Below are 22,561 nucleotides of genomic sequence, written 5' to 3'. Positions count from 1 at the left end.
AACACGATGGCGCGGGCAAGAGGGATTTCATCATAACTTATAACTATTTAGATACAAAATAACCTTTCTATTTCATATATTTACAAAAGAGGCAAAAGAGTTTTGCCATCAATCTCACCTTGACAGACCTTTGCTTTGGCTGTCTGGTTTGAACCATGCAGGAGGGTCGGCGCAGGCCTACCCTGATAATTCCCCGGGAGGATAATATTGCGATGCTAAGATTTGCCGTCGTGGGGATCGACCATGGGCACACATTCGATCATGTGAAGGGATTGTTGGCAGCCGGTGGCGAATTCGTCGGCTATTGCCCGCAGACATCGGTGCCTGCGATCCGCGAAAATTTCGAGAAGACCTATCCGGATGCGCCGCAGATCGACCGTGAAAAGATCTTCGCCGATCCCTCGATCGACGTCATCTGCATTGCCGCGATCCCGCGTGACCGCGCCGGCCTTGCCATCCGCGCCATGAAGGCTGGCAAGGATGTGATGACCGACAAGCCGGGTGTGACGACCTTTGCCCAGCTCGAAGAGGTCAAGCGTACCGTTGCCGAGACCGGCAGGATCTTCTCCATCTGCTTTTCCGAGCGCCATTGTGTGCGCTCCGCCGTCAAGGCCGGCAAGCTGGTCAAGGAAGGGGCGATCGGCAAGGTCATCCAGACGCTCGGCACCGGGCCGCACCGGCTGCAGCTGCCGACACGGCCGGACTGGTTCTTCGATCCGGAAGCCTTCGGCGGCATCATCGTCGATATCGCCTCGCATCAGGTCGACCAGTTCCTGTTCTATACCGGCTCGACGACCGGCGAAGTGGTCGCAAGCTCTGTTGGTAATTTTGGCATGCCGGAAAAGCCTGATTTCCAGGATTTCGGCGAAGTGCTGCTGCGCTCCGACAAGGCGAGCGGTTATGTCCGTGTCGACTGGTTCACGCCGGAGGCGCTGCCCACCTGGGGCGACGGACGCCTGACCATCCTCGGCACTGAGGGTTATATCGAGCTGCGCAAATATATCGATATCGCCGGCCGTCCCGGCAAGGATCATCTCTTTCTCGTCAATGGCAGGGAGATGACGCATATCGATTGCAGCGGCGAGAAGCTTGATTATTTCGACGCCTTCGCCGCCGACGTGCGTGACCGCAGCGAGACCGCCATGACGCAGGACCATGTCTACGAGGTCTGCCGCCTCTCGCTCGAAGCACAGTCGAAAGCCGCCCGTATCGGTAATCGCTGAGGAAAACATCATGACACGGAAACTGCGCGTCGGCGTCATCGGCGCAGGCATTGCCGAACGGCACCTAACAGGTTTCGGCTGGAACAGCGATCTCTTTGAGATTCCCGTTCTTTGCTCTCTCGATGCCGATCGTGGCCAGCCGCTCTGCGAGGAGCACAAGATCTCCGAATATACGCAGGATACGAATTCACTCTTCACGCGCGACGATCTCGATATCATCGATATCGCCACGCCGCCGAGTTCGCATTTCGAACTGTGCAAAAAGGCGATCGAAAGCGGCAAGCATGTGATCTGCGAAAAGCCGCTTTTCGGCTCCATCGCCGAAGTCGATGAAATGGCAAAGATCCTTGCGAGTTCGAACGGGCGCAAGCTGATGCCGATCTTCCAGTATCGTTACGGCAGTGGCCTGCAGAAGCTGAAATTGCTGATCGAGCGCGGCCTGGCCGGCAAGCCCTTCCTCACCACTATCGAAACGCACTGGTGGCGCGGCCCGGATTATTATGCCGTGCCATGGCGCGGCAAATGGGCGACGGAACTCGGCGGCGGCTTGCTCGGCCATGCCATCCATGCTCATGACATGCTAAATTATGTCCACGGCCCCTGTGCCGAGGTGTTTTCCTATGGTGCGACGCTCGTCAATCCGATCCAGGTCGAGGATACCGCGTCATTGTCGGTGAAGATGCAAAACGGCTCGCTTGCGACGCTGTCGATGACCCTCGGCTCGCGCAAGGAAATCTCCAGGCTGCGTTTCTGCTTCAGCGATCTCGTCGCCGAGAGCATTCTGGAACCCTATACGATGGGCCGCGATCCCTGGACCTTTATTGCCGGAACCGAGGAGCATCAAGCCCGTGTCGATGCCGCACTTGCCGGCTGTGAGGTCAAGGAAGATGGCTATACACGCCAGTTCGAGCTATTCCACCAGGCACTCATGGACGACAAGGATCCGCCAGTTACTCTGCAGGATGCTCGCAATTCGTTGGAGTTAGTGACCGCCGCCTATTATTCGCAGCGCACCGGCCGGCCGACGCCGATGCCGATCACGTCCGACCATCCGCTCTACGGGTCCTGGCTGCCGGAAGAGGAGCGGCGGCTGGCCGCCAGCATCTGAGGAAAAGACAGTGCTGAAATCGTTCGAGCATATCGGCATGACGGTCAGCAATATGGATCGCGCCATCGAATTTTATTGCGGATTGCTGGGGTTGAAGTTGCACCTGCGCAAGCAGATGCCTGACGGCATGCAGGTCGCCTTTCTCGATGCCGGCGGCGGCATGTTGGAGGTTTTCGGACCACCCGGCGGTGTTGCAAGGGCGGTCGATCTTCCCGAGGGGACGGCTGGCGTCAAACACATCACCTTCTATTTCGAGAATGTCGAAGAAACTTTCGCCCGGTTGGAAGCGGCGGGCGTCGAAATCAAGGAACGTCCGCGCTTTGCCGTCCATTCCGAGATGCTGAACAAGATCGCCTTTGTTCGCGATCCCGACGGTATCATCGTCGAGCTTGCAGAGCGCTCACAGAACCGGCTTGGCTGACGGCTCCATGGCGACAGGCTGAAAGAGAAAGGGCGCGGTGTGAACCGCGCCCTTAGAAATTTATCGGCGTTCGCCCGAAGCCTTCTTCTTGGCTTCGTCATCCATCAACTCGTACCACATGGCGTTGAGGACGGCGAAAGAGGCTGCCAGCGGCAGGCCGAGTATCCATGCGAAATACCACATCGTTTCATCTCCTCAGTAAGCGTGGCTGTTCTTGTCGGTGACACTCTTCTCGTCGATCTTGCCCCACAGCACTTTGTAGACCCAGGCGGTATAGACAAAGATGATCGGCAGGAAGATGACCGTGACCACCAGCATGATGAACAGTGTCAGGTGGCTCGATGATGAATCCCAGACCGTCAGGCTCGACCTCGGATCGAGTGAAGAAGGCAGGATGAATGGGAACATCGACAGACCAACCGTCGAGATAATGCCTGTTATCGAGATATCGCTGAAGAGCAGGGTCGCGATCTCGCGGCGGGTCTGCATGGCGAGGAAGGTGGCTGCCGCGCCCAGGAAGCCGAGGGCCGGAGCGATGATCATCCAGGGATGGGTGCTGTAATTGGCAAGCCATGCACCGCTTTCCAGCGCTACCGTCTTCAACAGCGGATTCGACGGGCCGATCGGGCTGATATCGCTGGTGATGCGATAGCCGCCAACGACGCCCATCCACAGGAACAGGCCGCCGAGTGCAAAGAGCATGATGACGGCAAGTGCAGCGATGCTGCCAAAGCGGCGTGCCCGATCGGCTACTTGTCCCGTTGCCTTCAGCACCAGCCATGCGCTGCCGTGCATGATGAGCATTGCAACGGATAGCAGGCCGCAGAGCAGGGCATAGGGGTTCAGCAGCGCGAAGAACGAGCCGTCATAGAAGATCCGCATGTCGTCGCCGAAGCGGAAGGGAACACCCTCCAGCACATTGCCGACGGCGACGCCGAAGATCAGCGAGGGAACGAAGCCGCCGACGAAGAGCGCCCAGTCCCAGCCAGCCCTCCAACGCGCGCTGTCGCGCTTTGAGCGGTACTTGAATCCAACAGGGCGAAGGATGAGCGCGAAAAGGATCGCAAACATCGCCAGATAGAAGCCCGAGAAGGAAACCGCATAGAGCGGCGGCCAGGCGGCAAAGATGGCGCCGCCGGCGAGGATGAGCCAGACCTGATTGCCTTCCCAGGTGGCGCCGATCGTGTTGATGGCGACACGGCGTTCCGCATCGGTCTTGGCGACGAAGGGTAGTAGCGCTCCGACGCCGAGGTCGAAACCATCGGTGGTGGCGAAGGCGATCAGGAGCACGCCGAGCAGCACCCACCAGATGATGCGCAGGGTTTCATAGTCCATGAGTTCGTGAAGGATCATGACAGGTTACTCCGCGGCGGGAACGAGGGTTTCGGAAATGAGCTTAGCTTCCGGCTCGTGGTCGGGTTCCGGTCCCTGGCGGATCGCCCTGAGCATAAGGCTCATCTCGATGATGATGAGCGTCGTATAGAGCGCGGCAAAGCCGATGATGGTAAGCAGCACTGCCCAGGCGCCGTGATTGGAGACGGCGACTGCCGTCGGCAGCACGCCTTCAATCACCCAGGGCTGACGGCCGATTTCGGCAACCACCCAGCCGGCCTCGATCGCGATCCAGGGTAGTGGGATGGCGAAGACGGCGATGCGCAGCAGCAACGGATACTTGTCCAGATGCCGGCGGGCCGACAGCCAGAAGAAGGTTGCCGTCAGCACGATGAAGAACATGCCGAGGCCGACCATGATGCGGAACGACCAGAAGAGCGTCGGCACATGCGGGATGGTGTCGCGTGCCGCCTGGGTGATCTGTTCGTCAGTCGCTTGGCGCGGATCGTCGACATAGCGCTTCAGGAGCAGGGCATAGCCGAGATCATGGCCAAGGTCCTCGAAAGAGGAACGCACTTCCTGGGCAACCTGATCTTGAGCCGGTGCAGAGCGGATTTGCGTCAGTGCGTCATAGGCCTTGATACCGTCGCGGATGCGGACCTCGGCTTGCTGTTCCAGCTTGTCGATACCGGGGATTTCCGTCGTCAGCGAACGTGTGCCGATCAGGCCCATGACCCAGGGGATATGGACCGCGAAATGTGTCTCGCGTGCTTCCTGGTCCGGGAAACCGAAGGCGGTGAAGGCAGCCGGTGCCGGCTCCGTCTTCCACATGGCTTCGATCGCGGCGAGCTTCATCTTCTGGTTTTCGGTGGCGAGATAGCCGCTTTCATCGCCGAGCACGACCACCGACAGCGCCGAGGCGAGGCCGAAGGAGGCGGCGACCGTCATCGAACGCTTGGCAAGCTCGATATGCCGGCCTTTCAGCATGTACCAGGCCGAAACGCCGAGCACGAAGATCGAGGCGCAGACGTAGCCAGCCGAAACCGTATGGACGAACTTTGCCTGGGCGACGGGATTGAAGACCACGTCGAAGAAGCTTGTTATCTCCATGCGCATCGTCTGCGGATTGAGCGCGGAACCGATCGGGTTCTGCATCCAGCCGTTGGCGATGAGGATCCAGAGTGCGGAGAAATTCGAGCCGAGCGCGACCGCCCAGGTGGCGACCAGATGGCCGACCTTCGACAGCTTGTCCCAGCCGAAGAAGAAAAGGCCGACGAAGGTCGCTTCGAGGAAGAAGGCCATCAGGCCTTCGATTGCTAGTGGGGCGCCGAAGATATCGCCGACATAATAGCTGTAATAGCTCCAGTTCATGCCGAACTGGAACTCCATGACGATGCCGGTTGCGACGCCCAGCACGAAATTGATGCCGAACAGCGTGCCCCAGAATTTCGTCATCTGCCGCCAGATCTGGCGGCCGGTCATGACATAGGTCGTTTCCATGATGGCAAGCAGCACGGAAAGGCCGAGCGTCAAGGGCACGAACAGGAAATGATAAAGCGCAGTCAGCGCAAATTGGAAGCGCGATAGCGCTACGATGTCTAATTCCATTGTCTTACTCCCACGGTCCCACGGGGTATCAAGAGTTCCCGCATGGCCGGCTGGCCACGCGGGGTAGGTCTGTTCGCTCAATCCGGCCGAAGCCGGCCGAGCGTCTTTTCGAACGCCGCCTCTCCACGGCGCGAAACCTCTGTGATGCGACCGCCGTCGATGACGGCGATCAGGTCCGCAAGCGCCGCCTCGCGGCGAATATGCGTAGCGATAACCAGTGCTCGGCCTTCGGCTTTAAGCGCGAGGCGATGCAGCACATCGCGTGCGGTGCGGCCATCAAGCCCCTCGGTCGGCTCGTCGAGCAGCCAGAGCGGCGTGTCGCGTAGGAAGAGGCGGGCGAGTGCCAGCCGGCGCGACTGGCCGCCGGAAAGCCCCATGCCGCCTTCCCCGAGCGGCGTATCGAGGCCTGATGGCAGCGCATCGACATCGGCAATCAGGCCGGCAGCGGCAAGCGCATCGCGCAACCGGTCGTCATCGGCATCTGGCGCTGCGAGTACGAGGTTGCCGCGCAGCGTATCCTGGAAAAGCTCGGTGCGCTGGGTAAGCAACGTTGCGTCGAGCGCTACGGCCATGCCGGAGGCCAGCGGCAATTCGCCTGCAAGCAGCGATAGCAGGGTCGATTTGCCGGCGCCACTGCTGCCGACCAAGGCCATGTGCTCGCCGCGGCGAAGTTCGAGCGTCACGTCCCACAAGGCCGGCAGTGCCGCCGCGTCATGGGCGACGGCTACATTCTGCAGCGCGAAGGCGAGTTCATGAGCCGGAGCCGTGGGCGTGAAATCCGCTTGAACGGCCGAAAGGCGTGGTGCGATGCGCTTGGCCGCCAGCATCGTCCTGCCGAATTCCATCGCGCCGCGGCGCAATGCGGCAAAGGGTTCTGTTGCGGCAAAGGCGACAAGCACGCCGAGTGCGGCTATGGGGGCGGTGATCGTGCCGGTCTGCATCAACGTTGCTGATATCAGCAATGCCGCGACCAGCAGGGCGGTCGAGACGAGCCCGAAGCCGAAGCTCACGCCGGTCTCGATCCGGTTCAACCGGTCGTCGGCACTTGCGGTATAGGCGTCTGCGGCAGCGATTGCCTGCTGCTGTGCGGCAAGGCGGTTTGCCATGAGAAGATCGGTCTGCCCAGCGACGAGATCGATGGTCCGCGACCGGATGGTTTCGATGCCGTAAGTGCGGCGGCGGGCGTGCTTCAGCGCCAGCCGGCCGGCAGCGAGCGGCAGGCCAAGCCCTACCAGAACGAGGCAAAGGCCGAAGAGCACGCCGAACAGCGGATGCATCAGGCCGAGTGTCACGCTGGCGACAAGTGCCGTGCCGACTGCTACGGCTGCCGGCACCAGGACGCGAAGATAGAGCGAATCCAACGCATCGATATCGGCGGTCAGCCGGAAGAGCAGCCGGGCCGGACGGTTGAGAAGCGCGCGCGCCGCACCGGCGGAGGCCCAGCCGCGGAACAGGCGTTCGCGAAGGGCGGCGAGCACGGCGAGCGTCGCGTTGTGGGTCGTCAGTCTTTCGCCATAGCGTGCAGCCGTGCGCAGGATGGCAAGGAAACGGATGCTGGCCGATGGCGCGAAGACGTCGAAGGTCGCGGCAACGGTTACCGAGAGACCTGCAAGCGCGGTTGCGGTAATGAACCAGCCGGATAGGCCGAGCAGGGCGATGCCAGCCGTGACGGTTGCCGCCGACAGTCCGGCGCCGAGCAGTAGTTCCTTGCTGCGCGTTTGCATGAACAGGCGCACCACCGGTTTGATGTCTCTAGGGAAAGAGGTCATTCGGCAGCCTCCTGAAGACGCTCGGCATCGAGGCGGACAGTGCGGTGCATGCGTGCGGCCAGCACCGGGTCGTGCGTTGCGACGATCAGCGTGCGGCCCTCGGCAAGAGCGAGCAGGCTCTCGGTGATCTCGGCGGCCGTCCCGGTATCGAGATGCGCAGTCGGCTCGTCAGCAAGGATGATGCGGATATCGGGGTCGCAGGCAGCCCGTGCGATCGCAAGGCGCAGCGCCTCGCCGCCAGAAAGGCCGATGCCGTTTTCACCGAGCGGGCGATGTCCGTAGGCATTCGCGACACCGCCAAGCCTTGCGAGATCGAGCGCCTTGGAGATTTCTGTCTTGGTGAGGCCGGCTCGTCCCAGCGCAATATTACCGGCAATGGTGCCTGCAAAGATATGCGGCTTCTGGCCGATCCAGGCCATTTTGCCGCGATCTGCCACAGCGCCGCCAATCAGAACCTGGCCCTCATTGCAGGGCGCCAGGCCGGCGATCAGCGACAACAATGTTGATTTGCCGGTACCGCTGGCGCCAAGCAGTGCTACGTGCTCGCCGGCGGCAATATCGAGATTGAGGCCATCAAGGATCGGCGAATGATCAGGGTGATAACGAAAGCTGATATTTTCCAGTTGGATATTGAAGGTCCCGTTCGCTGCGGAAGCTCCGGCCTCTTCGCGATCGGGAAGCGCCATGCCTTCGGCAGCGAGCCTGTCCAGTGCCTTCAGCGCGGCCTCGCCCGCGGCACGGTCATGCCAGACGGCGGAGAGTTCACGCAGTGGTTCGAAAAAGGCAGGCGCCAGCAGCAGGACGAACAGGCCCTCAGAAAGGTCAAGGCCGCCCGACCAGGCGCCGAAGCGGATTTCGCCGAGCAGGGTGAAGCCGACATAGACGGCGGTCATTGCCACGCCGAGTGCCGAAAAGAGTTCGAGCACAGCCGAAGACAGGAAAGCGATCTTCAGCACTGCCATAGTACGCGTGCGAAGCGATTCTGCTTCTGCGCGGAGCCGGTGCGCTGTAGCATCGACCGCGTCGAGAGAGCGGATCGTCGCAAGACCGCGTAGACGGTCGAGCAGGAAAGCGTTGAGGCCACCCGTTGCGATAAGCTGCTTTTCGCTCGCAGCCTGCGCGCGCCAGCCAATCAGCGCCATGAAGATCGGAATGAGCGGCGCCGCAAACAGCAGCACGAGCGAAGCAATCCAGGAGATGGGAAATACGCAGGCAAAGATGATGAGCGGCACGAGGCTTGCCTTCATCCGCGCCGGCTGGAAACGGGAGAGATAGGGCACGATCAGCTCAGCCTGTTCGCCGAGAACGCTGGCGGCCTCACCAGACGCAGGGCGGCCGGCGTCAACAGGCGAAAGACGGGCAAGCAGGCGGATGGCGGTGGCGCGTTTTTCGCTGAGTTCAGCGCGTGCTGCGCGAAAAGCAAGGCGGCCGCCAGCCGCATCGAGACAGCTTTTTACGATGCCGAGCAACAGGATGGAGACCGCGGACCAGAGGATATCGGCAGGGCCTCCGCCATCGGCGAGCCTGCCGACGGACCAGGCGAGCAGCCCCGCCTGGGGAATCCAGAGTGCAGCCGCAAACGCTTGCAGCATCGCGGCGCTGCGCAGGCGGCTTTTTGTCCTGGCCGGCTTGCGTGCCGCGGCCTTGCGATCCGGCATCCCGGCCACTTGCTGGTCTCTCGCGTCGAAGAAAGCACTGGTCATGGCGCTAACTCTTGTTCGCAGGATTGGGACGGCGGCGGCCAAGCGAAACGACCCGGTCCTTGGCCTCTAGCAACTTAGTCACTTTCGCGCCTAACGAGAGTAACGTTGCAAGTCTCTCTGTTTCAAGTTGTTTTACGTCTTCGTACCAATGCGTCAGCTGCTCGATCAGCGTGTGCATCTCGCTCATGCGCTCCTGCGCATGGCGTTCGGCCTCGCTTGCCGGGCGCTGCATCAGGATCTCGCGCAGCACCGAAAGCGTGGGATCAACCTCACGCTTCTTGCGCTCTTCGGCAAGCGTTCTGAGGATCACCCAGACATCGTCGGGCGTCGTGAAGAAGTCACGCCGGTCATCCGGCTTGTGGCGCAGCAGCACCAGGTTCCAGGCTTGTAGCTCGCGAAGGCTCATGGAAACATTCGAGCGCGATATGCCGAGTGCATCGACGATTTCTTCGGCGCAGAGCGGCGCAGGCGAGACGTAGAGCAGGGCGTAGATCTGGCCGACCGTACGGTTGATACCCCAGCGGGAACCCATTTCACCGAAGTGCAGGACGAAGGACTGAACGAGTGGCGGAAGGTTCATTTTCGTTTCCGTTGCGTCTGTGATTTCAGAAATTTCTGAAATCACTATACAGACTCCCGCGTTTATGCCGCAATTACCCAGCTTGACCTGCGTCAATTTGGATACATGCTTCGGTGGTCTGTTTCTTTATAGACCGGTGTTGCACGGCTGGAATTGACTTGAGTCAAATCTCGCAAACATAAAACGCCCGGCAGACAGGTGTCTGCCGGGCGCCAAATGCCATATAGATTTATCCGAGAGGCGTGAGCCTCAGATCAGCCCGGTCAAGATACCGACGCCGGCAACTGCCGCAAGACCGCCTGCGGTGCGCACGACAAAGGCGCCCTGACGCTCGCTGAAGCGGGCGATGAGGAAGCCGACGCCGAGGCCGACTGCATGCAACAGGGCGGTTGCGATCATGAAGCCTGCGGCATAAGCAGCGCCGCCGGTATTCTCAGGCATCTCGGCCCCATGCGCGTAGCCGTGGAAGACTGCAAACAGGCCGACAATCGCCATCGCGACTGCCGTCGAGGCACGGATATCAAGCGCGACGACAGCACCGAGCACGATGACGGAAAGCGCGATGCCGGCCTCGACGAAAGGCACATCGACACCGGCAATGCCGAGCGCGCCACCGAAGGCCATGACGAGCACGAAGGTCGCGGGAACGGCCCAGAGAGCGCGGCCACCAAGCTGGAAGGCGAGAACGCCGACCATGACCATGGCAAGGATGTGATCGAGGCCGGAAATAGGATGGCTGAAACCATGGACGAGGCCGGCCGTCTCACCGACGCCGGTATGAGCGTAGGCGACTGCCGGAAGCGCTGCAGCCGCGAGCGCAAAGACGCCACTCTTGAAGACTGATTTCATTATGGATTCCCTCTGTTTTTCTAGATCCTGCGGCCGCCGGTCCCTCAGTCACGGTTTCAAGTCGCCTCCTCAAGCTAGTCGAGCGAGATTTCGCCGTCAACGAAAAGCATGAGAATAGATAGGAATTTCAAGTGCTTATATCATAGGCAATTGCCTTTTTGAAAGGCGGCTTCACAAGCGTCGCCCAACGGTACTATCAATCATGTTGCGGAGGCGGGAGCCGTCGCCTCTCGAGGAGGACCCTATGACGAATACCGAAAGGCCGTTGGCGATCAGCGCGCCGGAGCCGCGCACGCTCGACCTGATCTTCAGCGACAGGGCACGCGCCGAACTTAATGCTAAATACGAGATCGTCGAGGCCGATCCTGAAAACATTGCTGGCCTCGGCGATGATGTCATCGGCAAGGCGCGCTACATCATCGGTCAGCCACCGCTTTCGGCGGAAACGCTTGGTCGTATGCCGCAGCTTCGCTCGATCCTCAATGTCGAGAGCAACCTCCTCAACAACATGCCCTACGAGATCCTTTTCCAGCGCGGCATCCATGTGGTGACGACGGGGCAAGTTTTTGCCGAACCAGTGGCGGAGATTGGCCTTGGTTTTGCGTTGAGCCTAGCGCGCGGTATCGTCGATGCCGATGTGGCTTTCCGGGAGGGCAATGAACTCTGGGGCGGTGAGGGCAATACGAGTGCCCGGCTATTATCGGGTTCCGAGATTGGCATTGTCGGTTTCGGCGATCTCGGCAAGGCGCTGCGGCGAGTTCTGTCGGGCTTTCGCGCCAGGATCAGGGTTTTCGATCCCTGGATGCCTCGCTCGATCCTGGAAGAAAATAGTGTAGAGGCCGCGAGCTTGAACGACGTGCTGACGCAAAGCGATTTCGTCTTTGTCGTTGCTTCCGTCACCAGCGAAAACAGAGGCTTCCTCGGCGCGGATGCGTTTGCCAGCATGCGCAAGGGTGCCGCCTTCATCCTGCTCAGCCGCGCCGATGTCGTCGATTTCGATGCGTTGATCGCAGCCGTCGCGGCAGGCCATATCGTTGCTGCAAGCGATGTCTATCCGCAGGAGCCACTGCCGTCGGACCATCCGGTGCGCAGTCTCAAGGGTTTCATTCGCTCGGCCCATCGTGCCGGTGCGCTCGATAGCGCCTTCAAGAAGATGGGCGACATGGTGCTCGAGGATATGGATCTGATGGATCGCGGTTTGCCGCCGATGCGCTGTAAGCGAGCGGAGCGCGAAACGGTGTCCCGCATGCGCTCCAAACCCGTTTCAGTCAATTAAGCGGCGCGCTGGCCAGTGCCCTGGATGGCGGCAAGCTTCCAGTCGGCGCCGGACTTGCGCACGAAGGTCCAGACTTCCGTGCTTTCGCTCGGGCGGCGGTCGTCGCCTGAGACGAGGCGGCCACTGTTACGCTCGACCATGGCGTCGATCGAGGAGTAACGCATCGCCAGCGTCGCATATTCCTGACTGTTCTCACGCCAGGCTTCGGCAATGTCACCCTGCAGCAGCTTGACCTCGGAAACCTGGTTACGCACGCCATTTGTGGCATTTTCACCAAGCTCTTCGGCAAGGTAGGACATGGCTTCCGGTGTCGTCAGGCTGCGCAGCGCACCGTAGTCCTCCGCGCCATAAGCGGTCTGAACCTTTGTCAACAATTCCTCGAACTGGTCGAGGTCCGCCTGAGCGAGGCCGATCTCATCGCTTGGGCCTGCGCTGCGCTGCTGTTGGCCGCTTGAGCCCGAACCGATTGCCGGAATATGGAAGGACGAACCGCCATTGACTGGCGACATGCCGTAGGATTGCGGTCCGCTATAGCTCTGGCCGCCTGCGCCGTAGGACGGTTGGCGGCGATTGGCGAAGAAGCGCATGGCAAGAGTGACCGCTCCGAAGATCAGCGCGATCTGCAGGAGCATGCCGAGGAAACCGAAGCCGCCGCCGAAACCGTGGCCGAGCAGCATACCGAGCAGACCGCCGGCAATCAGGCCGCCAATCATCGAACGGCCGAAGCCGCCAAAGAAGCCGGGGCGCTGCTGGGCATAGCCGGGTTGTTGCGTGTTATAAGGCGTAGTTGTTTGCGGGCGCGGCGTCATCGAGCGCTCGATGGGCGCAACCGGCGCAGGAGCAGTCTGCGTGGCCGGAGGCGCGCTAAAGGTACGCGTGCCGCGGCTTCCGAATCCGCCAAAGCTGCCGGCGCGGCGCGCATCGGCATCACCGATCGAAGCAAAGACGGTAGCGCTCGCAAGAACGGCAATCGCCGCGATCCTGGCAAAACGCGAAACGGCAGTGGGCATTCCTTCATCTCCTATCATGCGCTGAATGGCATGTCGGGACCTAATATAGGTATTCTTTCTGCGCTGTGAAGTTGTGCGCTGCTACTGGCAGACGTCGACCCATTCGGCTCGGGTGATTTCCGCCAGTCTTTCGGTGGGGATGCGCACCGCGGAATTGGTCGAGCCGGCGGCCGGAACGACCTCATCGAACTGCTTCAGCGACATGTCGCAATAGACAGGCAAGGGTGCCGGCAGGCCGAACGGGCAGACGCCGCCGACCGGGTGGCTCGTCACCGCCAGCACTTCCTCCGCGTCGAGCATGCGCCCCTTGCCGCCAAAGGTGTCCTTAAACTTCCTGTTATCAAGACGCGCCATTCCGCTCGCCACGATCAGCATGATGCGATCACCGACGCGCAGGCAGATCGTCTTGGCGATCTGCGCCGGCTCGACGCCATGCGCTTCTGCGGCGAGAGTGACTGTCGAAGAGCTCTCGGCCGTTTCGATGACGGCAATGTCGGGGGCGTTGGCGGTAAAGAAGGCGCGGACGGATTCGAGGCTCATGGGATGGATACTTGTGAGAGGACAACCGGTCTGGGCCGCATGATGATGCGGACATGGGAATTCACGCATTCGCGGCCCAACTTAATATTTAAATTTGAGAAAATTCAATCGCTTAGTTCCCGATAGATCATTTCCATGCGTTCGGACAGGCAATCTGGATTGTTCCCGATTTCTAAGTCATGGATATTGCTGGAAAAACTGGCAATTTCGCGGCGAGGATAACATAGTGGGCAAGCCGAACTATCGGGATATCGCCCGCCGGGCGGGCGTGGGGACGGCAACCGTGGAACGCGTGTTGAACGGTCGCGGCGGTGTTCGTCCCGAACTGGTCGAGAAAGTGATCATTGCTGCGCGCAGCCTGGAGTATCCGCGCACGCTTCCCGATACCCATCGTGGTCTGCTGCGCATAGAAGTACTGATGGTACGCCCCGAGACGACCTTTTATCAGCGGCTGTCCAAAGCCTTCGAACGGATCTCGGCGACGCTGGATCCGTTGGTCGTCGTGCATCGGAGTTTCACTGAAGAGATGAAGCCAGAGGAGATTGCCCGGCGCATTCTCTCGACGGACCTTCCGCGCGCGGGCCTCATTCTCGCGGTGCCCAGCAGTCCGGTGATCAGGGCGGCGGTGGAGAAGGTCATTGCGCAAGGCTTGCCGGTGGTCCACGTCGTTACCCGCGCCTCGGATCGATCAGGCGAATTCGTCGGCATCGACAATTATGCCGCCGGCCGGACGGCGGCGCTCTTCATCAGCCGTATGGCCCGCAGGCAAGGCCCGGTCGTTGCAATCTGTCACCCGATCTATCAGGTTCACCGTGATCGCATCCGCGGATTTTCGGAGTATTTTCTGGAGCATCCTGGCGCCACCAGCTTCCAGTGGCTGGGCTTTGGTCTCGATGAGGAACACTATAGCGCGGAGCTATTGGCTTCGGCACTGGAGACCTATCCCGATCTCGCCGGCCTCTATAATGCCGGAGGCGCCAATTCCGCCCTCATAGAGGTGCTTCGACGCCAGGCACGCGAGCGCAATATCTTCTTCGTCGGTCACGAACTGACCGATTACACGCGCAAAGCCTTGCAGGACGACATCATGGACGTCGTGCTTGACCAGGCGCCGGAAGCGCAGGCCAGGCGATCGCTCGATCTCGTCCTGCGCCGTATCGGGCTGACCGAAATCGAGCCGGACCGGGCGCCTATCCGTTTCATCACCATCACCAAGGAAGGGCTTTGATCTAATTTGATCAAGAATGGCTTCGGCGACGCGACGGACCCCTGCTAGTTTTAAAGCAGGGAGGAGAGCCGGAACGCCGAGAGAAGCGACACCGGATGGGGCGCACCAGGCGCTCTCCTTCAACAGAACCTGTGCGGACACGATTTCTGTTCGCCTGAAGGAGAATGCAATGGACGATCTGAAATTCGGCACGCGCAACAAGCGCGGCGACTGGGCGCCAAACCAGCCGGTTGAGACCGCGCCGCTGTTTGTGTTTCCGCCGCGGCTGATGGCCATCCTGAAATGGCTGCCGCATTATTTCTTTCCGTGGAATGCGATCTTCGCCACTTCGGCGGTCGCCTACTGGGCCTGGGTCATTCCGCCAATGGAAACGATGCGGACATTCGGTGTCGGCTGGATCTCCTGGCTCTACACCGTCAATGCGATCTGCGTGCTGCTGTTTTACGGCGCATTCGAGCTGCATCTCTATGTGCTGAAGCGGCAGGAAAACCGTTTCAAGTACAATGGCAAATTCCCTTCCGAGCAGAAGAACAAGGCCTTCTGGTTCGAGAGCCAGAATATCGACAATATCCTGCGCACCTTCCTGTCGGGTCTCACGATCTGGACGGCGATTGAGGCGGGCATGTTATGGGCCTATGCCAACGGCTACGCGCCGTGGCTGAGCTTTGTCGAACGTCCCTGGACGCTCGCGCTCGTCGCGCTGGTCGTGCCGATCATCCACGAATTCCACTTCTTCTGCATCCATCGGCTCATCCATACGCCCTTGCTCTATAAGTGGGTGCATTCGGTCCACCATAACTCGGTCAATCCGTCGCCGTGGTCCTCGCTGTCGATGCATCCGGTCGAGCACCTGCTCTATCTCGGAACGGCCTTCTATCATTTGATCTTGCCGTCCAATCCGATCCTCATGCTCTACCAGCTCCATTATGCGGGCTTCGGTGCCATTCCCGGCCATGTCGGCTTCGACAAGGTCGAGGTCGGTGAGGGCAAGCTGATCGATAGCCATGCCTATGCGCATTACCTGCACCACAAATATTTCGAAGTGAATTACGGCGACGCTCTGATCCCGCTCGATAAGTGGTTCGGCACCTGGCACGACGGCTCGCCGGAAGGCGAAGCCCGCATGCAGGAGCGCTACCGCCGTCGCAAGGAAAAGCTCGCAGCCCGCAAGGCCGGCATGGAAGTCAAGGGAGCAGCCGAATGAGCTGGATCACTGCCTGCAAGCTCGATGATATCGAACAGGAAGGTGCAATTCGCTTCGACCATGGCAGCCGCACCTATGCCATTTATCGCGGCCCCGATGATATCGTCTATTGCACCGCCGGCCTCTGCACGCACGAGGCAATTCATCTCGCCGATGGGCTGGTCATGGATTTCGAAGTGGAATGTCCCAAGCATTCCGGCGCCTTCGACTACCGCACCGGCGAAGCCCTCAGGCTTCCGGCCTGCGAGAATTTGAAGACCTATCCCGCCGAGGTGATCGACGGGGAGGTTCGCGTGGCTCTCGCCTGAGCCTGCAACACCAGCAGGCCTGAATGGCCTCCGGAATGCATCGGGTGGCCCGGCACCCAATGGGAGGAAATCATGAAGTCAATCTGTGTGGCGGCCGTCCTGGCCGCCCTAACGGCAAGTGCTGCCTCGGCCGAAACCATCGGCGTCTCGATGCAGAGTTTCGACAATAATTTTCAGACGCTGCTGTGTGAAGGTCTGAGCGCAAGGGCATCCCAGGTGGGCGGGGTCACGCTGCAGATCGAGGATGCGCAGACGGATGTCTCCAAGCAGCTCAATCAGGTGAATAATTTCATCGCCGCGGGCGTCGATGCGATCATCGTGACACTGGCCGATACGTCCGCTGCGCCCGGTATCAGCGCGGCAGCCGAGAAGGCCGGTATTCCGCTCGTCTATCTCAATCTGCAGCCTGATAATGTCGACAAGCTTCCCAAAAACCAGGCCTATGTCGGCTCGAAGGAAACCGATTCCGGACGGCTGGGCGCCGAAGCTGCCTGCGAAATCCTGAAGAAGAATGGAAAGGCCGGCGATGCGCAGGCCTATATCCTGATGGGAGATCTTGCGCATCAGGCCTCGCGCGATCGAACTTCATCGGTCAAGGAAACCCTCGCGGCCGGCGATTGCAAGGGCGTGACTATCGCCGACGAGCAATCGGCTGCCTGGACGCGCACGAACGCCATGGACCTGACCACCAACTGGATCACCGCCGGCCGTCCGATCGATGCGGTCTTTGCCAACAATGATGAAATGGCGATCGGTGCGATCCAGGCGCTGAAGGCCGCAGGTGTTCCGATGGGTAGCGTCGTGGTCGTCGGCATCGACGCGACACAGGATGGTCTCGCGGCCATGGCAGCCGGCGATCTTGACGTGACGGTATTCCAGAATGCCAAGGGGCAGTCTGCAGGTGCGATGGATGCGGCGGTCGCCCTTGCCCGTGGCCACAACGTCGACAAGCAGGTCATCATGGTGCCGTTCGAACTCGTCACGCCGACCAACATGGCCGGCTACGCCCACCAGAACTGATCCTCCCTGGCCGGTGTCTCCTCCTCACGAGCGCCGGCCTCTCTTTTTTCGGAGAGCTTTATGAGCGGCATTGTCATCATCGGTGCGGGAGAATGCGGAACACGTGCGGCATTCGCTTTGCGGGAAGCGGGATATTCCGGATCGATAACCTTGGTGGGCGCCGAACCGCATCTGCCCTACGAACGGCCGCCTTTGTCGAAGCCGATGGATGGCGCAGTGCAGATGAAGTTGATTTGTGCCGAAGAGGTGTTGGCAGCCGCCGGTATCGACTATCTGAAGGGGATGTCAGCCTCAAAGCTGGAGGCTGATGCTGCTACCGTCATCTTGAGCGACGGTCGGGTCCTGACGTATGAAAAGCTGCTGCTGGCCACCGGCGCGCGCCCGAGACGGCTTGCTTGCCCGGGCGCGGAGCGCGCGCTCGACTTTCGCACCCACGCCGATGCCGAGACGATTTTCGCCAGTGCCCGGCCAGGCCGAAGCGTCGCCATTATCGGCGGCGGCCTGATCGGTATGGAACTCGCATCCGTCCTTCGCGGAAAGGGTGTCGCGGTCAGTATCATTGAAGCAGCGCCGAGAATTCTGGGACGTGCCGTTCCGCCGCGATTTGCCGAAAAGCTGCATGCCAGGCACATCGCAGAAGGCGTCGGCTTCCACCTCGATAGGAGTGTCATCGCCATCAACGACGATGGCGTCCTTCTAACCGATGGCAGCATGGTTCGAGCGCAACTCGTCGTCAGCGCCATCGGTGTTATGCCGGAGATCGCTTTGGCGCAGGAAGCCGGGCTGACGACTGGCAATGGCATCCTGGCGGATGCCCATCTTTGCACGAGCACGCCAAATATCTTCGCGGCAGGCGACTGCGCAGCAGTGAGCCAGCCCGGTGGCGGCCACACCCGGTTCGAAAGCTGGCGGAATGCGAGAGTCCAGGCCGAGGTTGCCGCGCGCAACATGACCGGTTCAGCAGAAGCTTTCGCCGCGATCCCCTGGTTCTGGTCCGATCAATATGACCTCGGTCTCCAGGTGGCCGGCCTGCCGCAGCCGGAGCATCAAAGCGTGGTCCGTTCGCTTGGCGATGGTGAGCTTGAATTCTATCTGGACGGTGGTCGCCTCGTTGCGGCTGCCGGGCTTGGTGTCGGCAATAGCCTGGCCAAGGATATCAAGCTTGCCGAGATGCTGATCGCAGCCGGGGTACATCCTGATCCCGCTGCGCTCGCCGATCCTAGCCTAAACCTCAAGGCGCTTTTGAAAGGCGCAAGGGCGGCGTGATGCAGGAGTTGCTGATCTTCCAGTCGTTCTCGCATTCATCATGAGAATGTTTTCTGATGTTTGCATATTGCCGGGAAACTCGAGCAGCGTCGCAGCGCCATGGCGCGAGGCGTCAAGTATTATTCGACTATAACGTGCGGTACGAAACGCGACAGGTTGGCGGTTATGCGCGAGCGGTCTTCGCGCACGGCAAGGCCGCAGGCGCGATCGCCGACGACCCAGCTGCCGAGCACAGCGAAGCCGCCATCGCTTTCGAAAAGCGGGGCATAGGCCTGGACAATGAAGCCTTCGTCGCCGTAATCGCCGGGAGCGGAAATCAATTCCTGGCCATCTCGGAATATTGTGACGTTTTCGCCTTCTCGCGACAGCAGTGGTTTGCGCACATAGTCGGTCAAGGCCGAGGCTGCCGGGTCGTCGGCGAAATAGCTGGGCAGGAGGTTGGGGTGATTGGGGTGGCGTTGCCAGAGCAGAGGCAGAAGCCCTTTGTTGGAGAGCACGGCTTTCCAGGCGGGCTCGATGAAAACATCGCCCGAGCGCACCAGTTCGCGGGCGAACGGCTCGCGCAGCATGAATTCCCATGGGTATAGTTTGAAGCAGCGGTCGATCACCCGATCCTTGAGGTCAGTGTAGCGACCCTGCGTATCGATGCCGATCTCGCGCATGTCCAGCAGCTCGACGCGATGGCCGGCCTGTACGGCACAGTCCATCAGGTAAACCGTCGTGCCTCGATCCTCCTCATTGTCGGTCATCGCCGCGAAGTGGAAGATTGGCTCTTTGGAAAATTGCCCGAACGCCTCGACGAGGCTTTCCTGCAAGGAATTGTACTGGTCCGCATCATTGGGCAGGATACCCAAAGCCATCTGGTCGGTCAGCCAGTTGAACTGGAAATAGGCAGTCTCGAACACCGAAGTCGGAGTATCGGCATTGTATTCGAGCAGCTTGGCCGGCCCGGTGCCGTCGTAAGCGAGATCGAATCGGCCATAGAGATGCCTGTCGCGGCGCTGCCAGGACCGCTGTACCACATCGCGCAGGTCCTCCGGAATGGCCAGCCTGTCGAGTGACTCTTCGCTGCTGACGATATTGCCGACCATATCCATGCACATGTCGTGCAGTTCTTGGCTCGGCTCTTCGATCTGCATCTCGATCTCATCGAGCGTGAAGGTATAGGCGGCATCGTCGAGCCAGTAGGGCTCGCCGTACATAACGTGAAAGCCGAAGCCGACGGCGCGCGCCTTGTCACGCCAGTCGGGACGCGCCGGAAGAGTGATGCGCTTCATATCAGCCGCCGAAACTGAAGGATGAACGGCCACCGAAACCTTGCCGGGCGACGGTGCGGGTATTGACGTTGACCGGCTGAACACTCTGGCGCGAGGGCGCAAGCGTGGTGTCACTGCGCGTGCCGCCTGAGCGAACTGTCGTTGTCACCGTCTGCCCCGAGCGATTGCGATAAATCGGCGTCGAACCGTAGTAGTTGCCACTCTCCTCCTGGCGCCGGCGATAAAGGTTGTAGTCGCCGATGTTGTTCAGTGCCGAAGACAGCATATAGCCTGCCAGGAATGGCACGAAGAAGCTGCCGCTTCCGCCGGTATTGTTAGGTGCAGCATTGGCCGACTGTTCAGTGCATTGGCCCGAGCCGTACTCGGCCTCGCAGGCGGCCATGCCGTTGAAACGCGGCGCGGTGGCGAGATGAGCCCGCATGGCATCCTGATATCCGGCCTGGCAGACCTGCCGGTCCATGCCGGATTCCACACATTGGTCGACGGAGGTGAACATTGTTTCCGAAGGCGTCTGGTCGCCGCAGCCGGATAACGCCAGGGTTGATGCGGCGATAGTGCCAAGGGCCAGGAAGGGTCGTTTGTGCCCGCTCTTACGTCTGCGCATCTTTCCCTCCCCTCAATAGGTCATGCAGGCGGCATTGAGAATACCGATGACCAGTGCGATGCCGCCCCCCCATATGCCCGCGGCGATATTGCCGGCCGTGATCTTCTTATGCAGGTCCGTCATGGTGAAATTCGCGATGTAGTAAGCGAAGATCTGCGCCAGGATGCCGATCACCGCCCATATGATGTAGTCGACGACGCTGACCGAATTGGCTGCGGCCGAGGCGAGAGGCAGGCTGAAACCGACAAGCGCTCCCAGGAATGCGGTAACGGCCGCAAGATTGCCGGCGCGAATGAGCTGGACCTCCTCTTGCGGCGTCAACCATGTGTAAATCACCGAAAAAACGCCAAGGGCAGCAATACCGATGGCGAAATAACCAAGGAATGCAGGCAGACCCGCCACGTAATCGAGCATTGAAAAAGTCCTCCGTTGTAAATTGATGGCTCTATCAGACGCGGCGAACATCGGCTGGAGCGAGCCCGTAGCCGATCAGAAATTCAACCGAGCTTCCCGCCTGGCTCTGCACGAGATCGAGGTCGCGCTCGACGTTGATGAGAAGCATTTCGCGCGTCGATCCAAGCGGGCGATAGTACAACATGCAGGTCTGGTGAATGGAGCGCTGCTCTTCACCATCGTCGACCTTTTCAACAAACTCCGCCAGGGGGGCGCGCTCCGAACCTTCGCCCCAGAAGCGACTGTAAAGGATACCGTCGGCATCGTAGGATGGCTGGCCGATCAGGCCTGCCGGGCCGGTCCAGCGGTTCCATTCGCTCTGCCCGGCAGGCACGACGCTGTCCCAGGGCTGATAAAAGCTGATGTCGTCAACAGCATCACCCGGCTGGCCCGAGGTCGACATCACCTGAATCATCCGGTGATCTTCATCGTAGTAACGCGACAGAACCGTCGCGGCATCGAGCAAAACTTCACCGTAGCCGGCAATAATGAAGGGGCCGCTCCGTGGCAGCGGCATGGCCGGCTCACCACCCAAAGCCTCGGCTTCGAGGGAGAGGAAATCGATCTCCAAGGCGCCGCCGATGGCGGCGCTCAAGGGGCCAAGTTCTTTGGGCAAGGGCCTTTCGTTCTTGTCTCCGCTGAACCAGCCGATCATGATACGCCTCCCATTCGAGCCCAAGCGATGGCAGCGGGATCTAGCCGCATTCCGCTGATATAGTAAAGGGTCTCGCCACCCCGCATCAGCACGTCGTCTCGACAGTTGAGGTCGGTCGTACCCTGGCTCAGCAAGCCCACCAGCGTCACATTGTGCTCACGCTTGAGGCTTAAAAACACGTCCCCATAGAGCAGCGGCGTTTGCAAAGGCGGTACTGGTAGGGAAAAGGCCGTGTCGGTGGAGGCGGCCGACAGCAGCCGCGCGGCGATTTCCGAAGAGCCCGGATCCCGGGCGGCACGTGACAGAAGCTCCTCGGCGAGCGAGCCCACCGCCTCGACGCGCGGCCGGAGTTGTTTGACCATCTGTGCTGTGCGGTCGTCGGCGAAATAAGCCACGATATGGGCATTGGGCGCATGGTCTTCTGCAATCAGGACCGCGGCCAGCGTCTCGTCGTCATTTGCTCCGCGCGCGATGATCGCCCGCGCCTGGGCCGCTCCGGCTCGCACCAGAGCGTCGGCATCGGAAAGCCGTTCGGTTCTGATATAGTCGGCGCAGTCGCTGGCGGGATTTTCCAACAGGTCCTTGGCAACCAGAACGCTCATCGGTTCGTTAGCCCGTCGTTCGGCATGCAGCAGCCGCAGCGTCTGATATGTCTGCCCCTCCTGCCAGCCCAGGATAATGATGTGGCCGGTGCGTTCGCTGTAGTCGCCTAAGCCGCGCATACGATTCCTCCAGATCGTGCCGATCGTTGTCAACAATTTGCCAAGAACAGCGGTGAAGATGGCAATGCCACCGGGAAGAACGAACAGGACGGCTATGATCCGGCCAAGCCCTAATTTTGGGGACAGGTCGCCATAGCCGACAGTCGTTGCTGTAACCATATAGTAGTAAAGAAAATCGATCGGACTGCCGACAAGATCGCCTTCGCCGGCCAGCGTGAAAAGCAGGTAGGATACGACCAGGTGGATCACGAGGATAAGAAAAAGGGCTGACCAAGCCAATTCGCTGAGCGAGAGATATACACGCCGCAGTATTGAAGCGATAAATGGCACGCGATTCGTCCCCGTTCCCCGCGCGTAACCTAGCGAAATTTATTTAGCACGCCACCTTTAAGTGGCATTCCGACT

At 60.4% G+C, this 22,561-nt stretch carries 23 protein-coding genes; 9 read left to right on the top strand and 14 right to left on the bottom strand.

Features of this window, described 5'->3' with window-relative positions; translation table 11 throughout:
- The first annotated feature begins 212 nt into the window (after nucleotides 1–212).
- The 3 genes from H4W29_RS23445 to H4W29_RS23435 are packed head-to-tail and all read left to right on the top strand — an operon-like array spanning nucleotide 213 to nucleotide 2,752.
- Nucleotides 213–1,223 carry a Gfo/Idh/MocA family protein gene (locus H4W29_RS23445; RefSeq protein WP_192731259.1) on the top strand — a complete coding sequence of 337 codons (1,011 nt, stop codon included), beginning with the start codon at nucleotides 213–215 and terminating at the stop codon, nucleotides 1,221–1,223.
- A 10-nt stretch (nucleotides 1,224–1,233) separates the two neighbouring features.
- Nucleotides 1,234–2,331, top strand: coding sequence for a Gfo/Idh/MocA family protein (locus tag H4W29_RS23440; RefSeq protein WP_192731258.1), 1,098 nt, complete (start codon nucleotides 1,234–1,236; stop codon nucleotides 2,329–2,331).
- Nucleotides 2,332–2,341: 10 nt separating this feature from the next.
- Nucleotides 2,342–2,752: a VOC family protein gene (locus H4W29_RS23435; RefSeq protein WP_192731257.1), complete on the top strand. Its 411-nt coding sequence runs from the start codon at nucleotides 2,342–2,344 to the stop codon at nucleotides 2,750–2,752.
- Between the two features lie 60 nt (nucleotides 2,753–2,812).
- Here the strand turns inward: H4W29_RS23435 and cydX are convergent, their stop codons facing one another.
- The 7 genes from cydX to H4W29_RS23400 all read right to left on the bottom strand — a co-directional run bounded on the left by cydX (nucleotide 2,813) and on the right by H4W29_RS23400 (nucleotide 10,593).
- Entirely contained in the window at nucleotides 2,813–2,935 is a 123-nt protein-coding gene (gene cydX, locus H4W29_RS23430) for a cytochrome bd-I oxidase subunit CydX (protein WP_192731256.1), read from the bottom strand.
- Between the two features lie 12 nt (nucleotides 2,936–2,947).
- Nucleotides 2,948–4,105 carry a cytochrome d ubiquinol oxidase subunit II gene (gene cydB, locus H4W29_RS23425; protein ID WP_192731255.1) on the bottom strand — a complete coding sequence of 386 codons (1,158 nt, stop codon included), beginning with the start codon at nucleotides 4,103–4,105 and terminating at the stop codon, nucleotides 2,948–2,950.
- A gap of 6 nt (nucleotides 4,106–4,111) precedes the next feature.
- Nucleotides 4,112–5,692 (bottom strand): cytochrome ubiquinol oxidase subunit I, encoded by a 1,581-nt coding sequence (locus tag H4W29_RS23420; RefSeq protein ID WP_192731254.1) that lies wholly within the window; start codon nucleotides 5,690–5,692, stop codon nucleotides 4,112–4,114.
- 77 nt (nucleotides 5,693–5,769) lie between these two features.
- Nucleotides 5,770–7,461: an amino acid ABC transporter ATP-binding/permease protein gene (locus tag H4W29_RS23415; protein WP_192731253.1), complete on the bottom strand. Its 1,692-nt coding sequence runs from the start codon at nucleotides 7,459–7,461 to the stop codon at nucleotides 5,770–5,772.
- The gene (gene cydD / locus H4W29_RS23410; RefSeq protein ID WP_192731252.1) at nucleotides 7,458–9,164 is read right to left on the bottom strand and encodes a thiol reductant ABC exporter subunit CydD; all 1,707 of its coding nucleotides are present in this window, start codon (nucleotides 9,162–9,164) and stop codon (nucleotides 7,458–7,460) included. Before cydD ends, H4W29_RS23415 begins: the two co-directional genes overlap by 4 nt.
- Before the next feature lie 4 nt (nucleotides 9,165–9,168).
- A complete protein-coding gene (locus tag H4W29_RS23405) occupies nucleotides 9,169–9,744 on the bottom strand; it encodes a GbsR/MarR family transcriptional regulator (protein WP_113017040.1) in 576 nt (191 codons plus the stop codon).
- A gap of 249 nt (nucleotides 9,745–9,993) precedes the next feature.
- Nucleotides 9,994–10,593, bottom strand: coding sequence for a HupE/UreJ family protein (locus tag H4W29_RS23400; RefSeq protein WP_192731251.1), 600 nt, complete (start codon nucleotides 10,591–10,593; stop codon nucleotides 9,994–9,996).
- Nucleotides 10,594–10,837: 244 nt separating this feature from the next.
- On the opposite strand from H4W29_RS23400, the gene H4W29_RS23395 reads away from it, so the two are divergent.
- Nucleotides 10,838–11,869: a hydroxyacid dehydrogenase gene (locus H4W29_RS23395; RefSeq protein WP_192731250.1), complete on the top strand. Its 1,032-nt coding sequence runs from the start codon at nucleotides 10,838–10,840 to the stop codon at nucleotides 11,867–11,869.
- Here H4W29_RS23395 and H4W29_RS23390 read toward each other — a convergent pair.
- Both H4W29_RS23390 and H4W29_RS23385 read right to left on the bottom strand, forming a co-directional pair.
- Nucleotides 11,866–12,879, bottom strand: a complete 1,014-nt coding sequence (locus tag H4W29_RS23390; RefSeq protein ID WP_192731249.1) for a Tim44 domain-containing protein — start codon at nucleotides 12,877–12,879, stop codon at nucleotides 11,866–11,868. The genes H4W29_RS23395 and H4W29_RS23390 overlap by 4 nt on opposite strands.
- 81 nt (nucleotides 12,880–12,960) lie before the next feature.
- On the bottom strand, nucleotides 12,961–13,419 hold the full coding sequence (locus H4W29_RS23385; RefSeq protein WP_192731248.1) for a YbaK/EbsC family protein: 459 nt from the start codon (nucleotides 13,417–13,419) through the stop codon (nucleotides 12,961–12,963).
- A 226-nt stretch (nucleotides 13,420–13,645) separates the two neighbouring features.
- Between H4W29_RS23385 and H4W29_RS23380 the strand changes: the two genes are divergently transcribed.
- From H4W29_RS23380 to H4W29_RS23360, 5 genes are all read left to right on the top strand, one after another.
- Complete coding sequence (locus H4W29_RS23380; RefSeq protein WP_192731247.1) at nucleotides 13,646–14,647, top strand: LacI family DNA-binding transcriptional regulator; 1,002 nt, start codon at nucleotides 13,646–13,648, stop codon at nucleotides 14,645–14,647.
- A gap of 169 nt (nucleotides 14,648–14,816) precedes the next feature.
- Complete coding sequence (locus tag H4W29_RS23375) at nucleotides 14,817–15,851, top strand: sterol desaturase family protein (protein ID WP_192731246.1); 1,035 nt, start codon at nucleotides 14,817–14,819, stop codon at nucleotides 15,849–15,851.
- On the top strand, nucleotides 15,848–16,159 hold the full coding sequence (locus H4W29_RS23370) for a MocE family 2Fe-2S type ferredoxin (protein WP_192731245.1): 312 nt from the start codon (nucleotides 15,848–15,850) through the stop codon (nucleotides 16,157–16,159). Before H4W29_RS23375 ends, H4W29_RS23370 begins: the two co-directional genes overlap by 4 nt.
- A gap of 72 nt (nucleotides 16,160–16,231) precedes the next feature.
- Nucleotides 16,232–17,179 carry a substrate-binding domain-containing protein gene (locus H4W29_RS23365; RefSeq protein WP_192731244.1) on the top strand — a complete coding sequence of 316 codons (948 nt, stop codon included), beginning with the start codon at nucleotides 16,232–16,234 and terminating at the stop codon, nucleotides 17,177–17,179.
- A 60-nt stretch (nucleotides 17,180–17,239) separates the two neighbouring features.
- Nucleotides 17,240–18,445: an NAD(P)/FAD-dependent oxidoreductase gene (locus H4W29_RS23360; RefSeq protein WP_192731243.1), complete on the top strand. Its 1,206-nt coding sequence runs from the start codon at nucleotides 17,240–17,242 to the stop codon at nucleotides 18,443–18,445.
- 119 nt (nucleotides 18,446–18,564) lie between these two features.
- Here the strand turns inward: H4W29_RS23360 and H4W29_RS23355 are convergent, their stop codons facing one another.
- From H4W29_RS23355 to H4W29_RS23335, 5 genes are read right to left on the bottom strand one after another with little or no spacing between them, the layout of a single operon-like run.
- Nucleotides 18,565–19,722 (bottom strand): glutathionylspermidine synthase family protein, encoded by a 1,158-nt coding sequence (locus H4W29_RS23355; RefSeq protein WP_192731242.1) that lies wholly within the window; start codon nucleotides 19,720–19,722, stop codon nucleotides 18,565–18,567.
- Nucleotide 19,723: 1 nt separating this feature from the next.
- Nucleotides 19,724–20,326: a DUF1190 domain-containing protein gene (locus H4W29_RS23350; protein ID WP_192731241.1), complete on the bottom strand. Its 603-nt coding sequence runs from the start codon at nucleotides 20,324–20,326 to the stop codon at nucleotides 19,724–19,726.
- A 12-nt stretch (nucleotides 20,327–20,338) separates the two neighbouring features.
- Complete coding sequence (locus tag H4W29_RS23345; RefSeq protein WP_192731240.1) at nucleotides 20,339–20,740, bottom strand: DUF350 domain-containing protein; 402 nt, start codon at nucleotides 20,738–20,740, stop codon at nucleotides 20,339–20,341.
- 34 nt (nucleotides 20,741–20,774) lie between these two features.
- On the bottom strand, nucleotides 20,775–21,434 hold the full coding sequence (locus tag H4W29_RS23340) for a DUF2491 family protein (protein ID WP_192731239.1): 660 nt from the start codon (nucleotides 21,432–21,434) through the stop codon (nucleotides 20,775–20,777).
- A complete protein-coding gene (locus H4W29_RS23335) occupies nucleotides 21,431–22,486 on the bottom strand; it encodes a potassium channel family protein (protein ID WP_192731238.1) in 1,056 nt (351 codons plus the stop codon). The genes H4W29_RS23340 and H4W29_RS23335 overlap by 4 nt, the downstream gene beginning before the upstream one ends.
- Nucleotides 22,487–22,561 lie beyond the last annotated feature (75 nt).

Source organism: Rhizobium viscosum, assembly GCF_014873945.1.
Taxonomy (GTDB): Bacteria; Pseudomonadota; Alphaproteobacteria; order Rhizobiales; family Rhizobiaceae; genus Rhizobium; species Rhizobium viscosum.
The sequence above is the reverse complement of the archived record's forward strand: the minus strand, read 5'-3'. Positions and strand labels throughout refer to the sequence as shown.

Bases quoted from the DNA above. Each gene is read 5' to 3' on its own strand.
- H4W29_RS23390 (WP_192731249.1), bottom strand. From the start codon at position 12,879: ATGCCCACTGCCGTTTCGCGTTTTGCCAGGATCGCGGCGATTGCCGTT.
- H4W29_RS23370 (WP_192731245.1), top strand. From the start codon at position 15,848: ATGAGCTGGATCACTGCCTGCAAGCTCGATGATATCGAACAGGAAGGT.
- H4W29_RS23420 (WP_192731254.1), bottom strand. From the start codon at position 5,692: ATGGAATTAGACATCGTAGCGCTATCGCGCTTCCAATTTGCGCTGACT.
- cydX (WP_192731256.1), bottom strand. From the start codon at position 2,935: ATGTGGTATTTCGCATGGATACTCGGCCTGCCGCTGGCAGCCTCTTTC.
- H4W29_RS23385 (WP_192731248.1), bottom strand. From the start codon at position 13,419: ATGAGCCTCGAATCCGTCCGCGCCTTCTTTACCGCCAACGCCCCCGAC.
- H4W29_RS23400 (WP_192731251.1), bottom strand. From the start codon at position 10,593: ATGAAATCAGTCTTCAAGAGTGGCGTCTTTGCGCTCGCGGCTGCAGCG.
- H4W29_RS23405 (WP_113017040.1), bottom strand. From the start codon at position 9,744: ATGAACCTTCCGCCACTCGTTCAGTCCTTCGTCCTGCACTTCGGTGAA.
- H4W29_RS23445 (WP_192731259.1), top strand. From the start codon at position 213: ATGCTAAGATTTGCCGTCGTGGGGATCGACCATGGGCACACATTCGAT.
- cydB (WP_192731255.1), bottom strand. From the start codon at position 4,105: ATGATCCTTCACGAACTCATGGACTATGAAACCCTGCGCATCATCTGG.
- H4W29_RS23415 (WP_192731253.1), bottom strand. From the start codon at position 7,461: ATGACCTCTTTCCCTAGAGACATCAAACCGGTGGTGCGCCTGTTCATG.
- cydD (WP_192731252.1), bottom strand. From the start codon at position 9,164: ATGACCAGTGCTTTCTTCGACGCGAGAGACCAGCAAGTGGCCGGGATG.
- H4W29_RS23395 (WP_192731250.1), top strand. From the start codon at position 10,838: ATGACGAATACCGAAAGGCCGTTGGCGATCAGCGCGCCGGAGCCGCGC.
- H4W29_RS23375 (WP_192731246.1), top strand. From the start codon at position 14,817: ATGGACGATCTGAAATTCGGCACGCGCAACAAGCGCGGCGACTGGGCG.
- H4W29_RS23365 (WP_192731244.1), top strand. From the start codon at position 16,232: ATGAAGTCAATCTGTGTGGCGGCCGTCCTGGCCGCCCTAACGGCAAGT.
- H4W29_RS23355 (WP_192731242.1), bottom strand. From the start codon at position 19,722: ATGAAGCGCATCACTCTTCCGGCGCGTCCCGACTGGCGTGACAAGGCG.
- H4W29_RS23350 (WP_192731241.1), bottom strand. From the start codon at position 20,326: ATGCGCAGACGTAAGAGCGGGCACAAACGACCCTTCCTGGCCCTTGGC.
- H4W29_RS23440 (WP_192731258.1), top strand. From the start codon at position 1,234: ATGACACGGAAACTGCGCGTCGGCGTCATCGGCGCAGGCATTGCCGAA.
- H4W29_RS23340 (WP_192731239.1), bottom strand. From the start codon at position 21,434: ATGATCGGCTGGTTCAGCGGAGACAAGAACGAAAGGCCCTTGCCCAAA.
- H4W29_RS23345 (WP_192731240.1), bottom strand. From the start codon at position 20,740: ATGCTCGATTACGTGGCGGGTCTGCCTGCATTCCTTGGTTATTTCGCC.
- H4W29_RS23360 (WP_192731243.1), top strand. From the start codon at position 17,240: ATGAGCGGCATTGTCATCATCGGTGCGGGAGAATGCGGAACACGTGCG.